This window comes from Phormidesmis sp. 146-12, from assembly GCF_052939495.1.
On sequence record NZ_JBJPHS010000168.1, the window covers coordinates 1 to 5,045 of the forward strand.

Annotated in this window: 3 protein-coding genes; 1 reads left to right on the plus strand and 2 read right to left on the minus strand. The window is 52.2% G+C overall.

Going from position 1 to position 5,045, the window contains the following annotated elements; all coding sequences use genetic code 11:
• Window positions 1-189: 189 nt before the first annotated feature.
• Window positions 190-1,332 (minus strand): DUF58 domain-containing protein, encoded by a 1,143-nt coding sequence (locus ACKFKF_RS32775; RefSeq protein ID WP_446871580.1) that lies wholly within the window; start codon window positions 1,330-1,332, stop codon window positions 190-192.
• 268 nt (window positions 1,333-1,600) lie between these two features.
• On the opposite strand from ACKFKF_RS32775, the gene ACKFKF_RS32780 reads away from it, so the two are divergent.
• Window positions 1,601-2,875: a type IV pilus twitching motility protein PilT gene (locus ACKFKF_RS32780; RefSeq protein ID WP_446859317.1), complete on the plus strand. Its 1,275-nt coding sequence runs from the start codon at window positions 1,601-1,603 to the stop codon at window positions 2,873-2,875.
• A 140-nt stretch (window positions 2,876-3,015) separates the two neighbouring features.
• On the opposite strand, the gene typA is transcribed toward ACKFKF_RS32780, so the two are convergent.
• Complete coding sequence (typA, locus tag ACKFKF_RS32785; protein WP_446859316.1) at window positions 3,016-4,812, minus strand: translational GTPase TypA; 1,797 nt, start codon at window positions 4,810-4,812, stop codon at window positions 3,016-3,018.
• Between the last annotated feature and the right edge of the window lie 233 nt (window positions 4,813-5,045).

The window sequence follows — 5,045 nt, forward strand, 5'->3', positions numbered from 1 at the left end:
CAGTTGTTGCCGATGGTTGGCTTTCCCTCTGGCTAGAATAAATCAACCCTACCATTCTGGGGGACTTTGGATCAGCGTATCTTTGAACTCTGGAACTTTTTCTCTATCAAAGTCCCCCAATTTTGGGGGATTTAGGGGGCTGCCCAGAGTGATCACCGCAGCGAAGAAGTTTTATCGAATTCGCATTCCTTAGAAGCGATCGAGCGCGTCTTGAAGCTGAGATTGAAGGGAGCGATCGTCTCGAATCAAAATACCAGGAGCCAAAGCTTTTTCTTTTAACGCTGACTGCCACAGTACCCAGCGGCTCCCTTGGGGCAACCCATCCAGACTGAGCGGATTTTGGGTCAGCCAAATGAGCGGCAAGGTTGGCAGATCGCCCCGCAAATTTTCTTCGCCTGCATCGGTGGCCGCCAGAGTTTCCAAAACCCGCTGTTCGCCTTGAATTAGACCTGTGGCGGCTGTCCAGAGACGGATGTTGAAATTTTGGTGAGCGGCATAGAAGTAGAGTGAGGCAGCCGCGATGACGGCCGATTCAAACGCTTCGTGCTCCCAGGTGGCTCCGCTGTCCAGACAGACGATGACTTCTTGACCTCCGGTAAAGCGTTCGAGTTCGCGAATTCGCAGTTCTCCATAGCGGGCACTGGTGCGCCAATGAATTAGACGAGTCGAGTCACCCCAGCGATAGGGACGCAGCGATCGCGTCAATCCTTCACTCGCAGTCTGAGCGCGACGATCGCTGTTAATTTGCAAACTCGATTCTCGACCGATTTCATCCACGAGCGGGCAGCGCGTTAGCGGTAAGACAGTTGGATACACGATCGCCGTTGCCTTCACCGTCTGGCTGCGTCGCCCCCAAAATAGCCCCAACGGAGCCGCCGATCGCACCTGAACCGTTTGCCAGTGATAAACTCCGCGTCGCTGCGTGGGCTGCTGATAGACCCAATACTGCGGATTTTCGACATTTACCGTCTCGATCACTTTGCTGACTGGTTCTCCCAATACATGAGGAATCAAATCGTGAATTTGCAGCAGGCTTTTGGGCTTGGCGGCTGTGTTTTGGATCAATAGCTCGATCGTCAGGTCGTCTCCCGCGCTAACCGGATAGATTGGACGACGCACAATCTGAATGCCCCGCAGATTTTGGGCCGAGAGGAAGGCTGCGATCGCCAACAGCGCCACCGTCACCCCACTGATTACATACAGCCAGCCCGCCAGCGTATTTGTCGCCGCCATAAAAAAGAACAAAGCCAACCCACCCAGCACCCAACCGCTATAGGCAGGGGTCAACCAGTGAGTTTCTAGCCAGTGTGCGAATCGAGTTTGCAAGCTCATTCTCAATTTATTCAAAGAGTCTTCATAAAATATTCACAAAATACTCAAGAGATAGTCACAAATCTTCTTAAATTTCTCTCGTTTCAGGCTTTATCTTGCCCCTGAATAGACAATAATCGTAAAAAACATGAGTGACAGGATTTATAGCCGATAGAATTTTAGGTACATTCGCAAAAGCTAGAAAATCTTTGAGTTGTCCGATAAAATTTGTGGACGCTCAAACTAGTCCGGTCAGGAGCTTACTTTACTGGAACCCGCCTGATTTATTATGACCAACTCCAACCCTTTAGACGAGAAAGCGAAAAGAGATATGCCAATGCAGGGCGTTCCTTCCCCTCGATCCCAGGCTGATTCTGTTCCGCCGCCACCGCCTCCCGTGCAGTTAGGGACACCTAGAGCCAAACCGATCGGGGGAATTTTGACGATCGAGCAAATGGTTAAAGAGGCCCATTCTCGACAAGCTTCTGACATTCACATCCGCGTGGGTGAGCCGCCTCGATTTCGGGTACGGGGGCAAATTACGCGCGTCGGCGAGCAGGCATCTGTCAGCCCAGAATTGTTTAAGCGATATCTAGAGGAAATTCTCAACCCTGAGCAGCGTAGACGGTTTGAAACTGAACAAGAATTGGATACCGCGATTTACTATCCAGGGTTTCTGCGCTGTCGGGTCAACTGCTTTGAGACGCTAACAGGTGGGGCGATCGTGCTGCGTCTGATTTCTCTGGATGTGCCGTCGATCGATGGGTTGGGGTTGCCCCCCGTTCTCAAACATCTGGTTACCTATCCCCAGGGTTTGATTTTGGTCACGGGCCCGACTGGATCAGGAAAATCGACCTCGATCGCCGCGATGATTCGAGAACTCAACGAGTCAGACAGTCGGCATATTGTGACGATCGAAGATCCGATTGAGTACGTTCACGCTTCTAATAAGTGTCTGATCAGTCAGCGAGAAGTCGGACTACACACTCACGAGTTTCACCAGGCGCTACGAGCTGTACTGCGGGAAGATCCTGACGTGATTCTAATCGGGGAAATGCGGGACAGAATTACCGTCGATACGGCGCTCAAAGCCGCTCAGACCGGGCACCTGGTTTTGGGAACCCTACACACCAAGAGCGCGATCGGGACGGTCAATCGTCTACTCAACATCTACAACCCTGACGAACAGGCCGCCATGCGGACTCAGATTCTAGAATCGCTAATCTCGGTGGTTTCGCAGCAGTTGTTGCCTACCACAGACGGCAGACGGACGGCAGTCCACGAGATCTTGCTCAACACTCCCGCGATGCAAGATTATCTGCTCAAAGGTTTAGAAACCGATGCCTTCCAACTCATGGAGACCGATACCAATGAAGGAATGCAGGTGATGAATCAAGCCCTGTGTGAACTGATCCTGTTGGGTCGGATCAGCCCCGACGATGCGGTCAAAGCCTCGCCAGATGCGGGAGATCTGCGCCGACGAGTTCGCAACGAAGGGTACGATCCGGGACGATCGTCCAATCGCGAGTTTGACCCGACGGCACGAGAATACAATCCGGTGTAGCGGCTGGAATAAATTCAGACACCGAGCAACAAACAACAAACGACAACAAACGACAAAAGAAGGGACAGATCGCGAACTTGCTGAATCTGTCCCTTTTGAGTTTTTGAGGCAAGATGCGATTTGAGTATCGCCCTGCTCAGTTATTTTTTCGCCAGCTTTTTGGCTTTGGCGATCTTTCTCAACCGGATCGAGGCAGGTGTGACTTCGAGCAGTTCATCGCCGCCGATGTATTCTAGAGCGCGTTCTAGACTCATGTCGATCGGTTCTTTCAACTGCACCAATTCTTCGCCCCCAGAGGCGCGGTGGTTGGTTAGCTGTTTGGTTTTGCAGACGTTTAGCTCCAGATCTTGAGGGCGATTGTGTTCGCCGACGATCATGCCTTTGTAAACCTTGGCACCTGGACGGATAAAGAACACGCCGCGATCTTCCGCATTCTGCATGGAGTAGAAGGTGGCCACGCCTTCCTCAAAGGAGGTCATCACGCCATTGCGACGAGTTTCGATATCGCCACTGAGCGGACGGTAATCAAGGAAGCTGTGGTTCATGATGCCTTCACCGCGAGTCATCCGCATAAACTCACCCCGGAAGCCAATCAGCCCCCGTGCCGGGATTACAAACTCCAACTGAGTGCGAGAATTCGCGCCCACCTGCATGTCTTGCATTTCACCTTTGCGCTGACCCAGGCGCTCAATACAGCCGCCCACCGCTTCTTCGGGTACGTCTAAGACGAGGGTTTCGTAAGGTTCGCAAGGCTGACCGCTGACTTCGCGGAAGATGACTTGCGGCTGAGACACCTGAAACTCATAACCTTCTCGGCGCATGGTTTCGATCAAGATGCCCAGGTGAAGTTCGCCCCGCCCTGAAACGGCGAGTTTGTCAGGAGAATCGGTTTCCTCAATTCTCAAAGCCACGTTAGTTTCGAGTTCGCGGAAGAGACGATCGCGTAGCTGTCTTGAGGTGACAAAATCGCCTTCCTGACCTGCAAAGGGGGAATCGTTGACCGAGAAGGTCATTTGTAGGGTCGGTTCGTCTACTTTGATCAAGGGCAGCGCTTGCGGATCGTTGGGATCAGTAATCGTTTCACCGATGTTGGCATTAGCAAACCCAGCCACCGCAACCAGATTTCCCGCTGTGGCTTCTGCGATTTCGATCCGCTTGAGACCTTCAAAGCCCATCAGCTTGGAGATTTTGGACTTGACGATCGCGCCTGTCTCAGTGACGATCGCAGCCTGCTGACCCATGCGAATCGTGCCGTTGTGGATCTTGCCGATCACAATCCGACCCAGGTAATCTGAGTAGTCGAGCGTCGTAACTTGAAGCTGCAACGGCTTTTCGGGATCGCCCACAGGTGGCGGAACGTGGCGCAAAATCGCCTCAAACAGCGGCTTCATGTCGGGCGATTCTTCTTCGAGAGTGTCTTTGGCAAACCCCGACAAGCCCGACCCAAACAGGTAAGGAAACTCGCACTGATCGTCATCAGCCCCCAGCTCTAGAAAGAGATCCAGCACCTTATCAACGGCGACGTGAGGATCAGCACGCGGGCGATCGATTTTGTTGACGAAGACGATCGGGCGCAGCCCTTTCTCTAGCGCTTTCTTCAACACAAAGCGGGTCTGAGGCATCGGGCCTTCGTTGGCATCGACGATCAGCAAACAGCCATCCACCATGCCCAACACGCGCTCTACTTCTCCGCCAAAGTCAGCGTGTCCGGGCGTATCGACAATATTGATCAGCGTCTCTTTGTAGCGGACAGCCGTATTTTTGGACAAAATGGTAATGCCTCGCTCCCGCTCCAGATCATTAGAGTCCATCACGCAGTCCGGAACGGCTTCCCCTTCGCGGAACGTGCCAGCTTGCTTGAGCAGTGCATCGACGAGAGTTGTTTTACCGTGGTCAACGTGGGCAATAATCGCAACGTTGCGAATCGGGAGAGTCATAGGAAGGTTCCTGCGAAAAGGATTAGGGAAGTCTGCAATAGGGTTGGGGTCTTCTTTATAAAAACGCAGATGAAGCGAACACAGTAAAGAAGCCTTAACAATTCTATCTTAGCGGTTACAAAAACAGATGAAGTGTTAAGCGTTGCCTTGGGCTTTTGTAAAACAGATCGATCGACAAATCGACAAATCGACAAATCGACAAATCGACAAATCGACAAATCGACAAATCGACA

Excerpts from the sequence above, each read along its gene's own strand:
- ACKFKF_RS32775 (WP_446871580.1), bottom strand. The coding sequence starts at position 1,332 with ATGAGCTTGCAAACTCGATTCGCACACTGGCTAGAAACTCACTGGTTG.
- ACKFKF_RS32780 (WP_446859317.1), top strand. The coding sequence starts at position 1,601 with ATGACCAACTCCAACCCTTTAGACGAGAAAGCGAAAAGAGATATGCCA.
- typA (WP_446859316.1), bottom strand. The coding sequence starts at position 4,812 with ATGACTCTCCCGATTCGCAACGTTGCGATTATTGCCCACGTTGACCAC.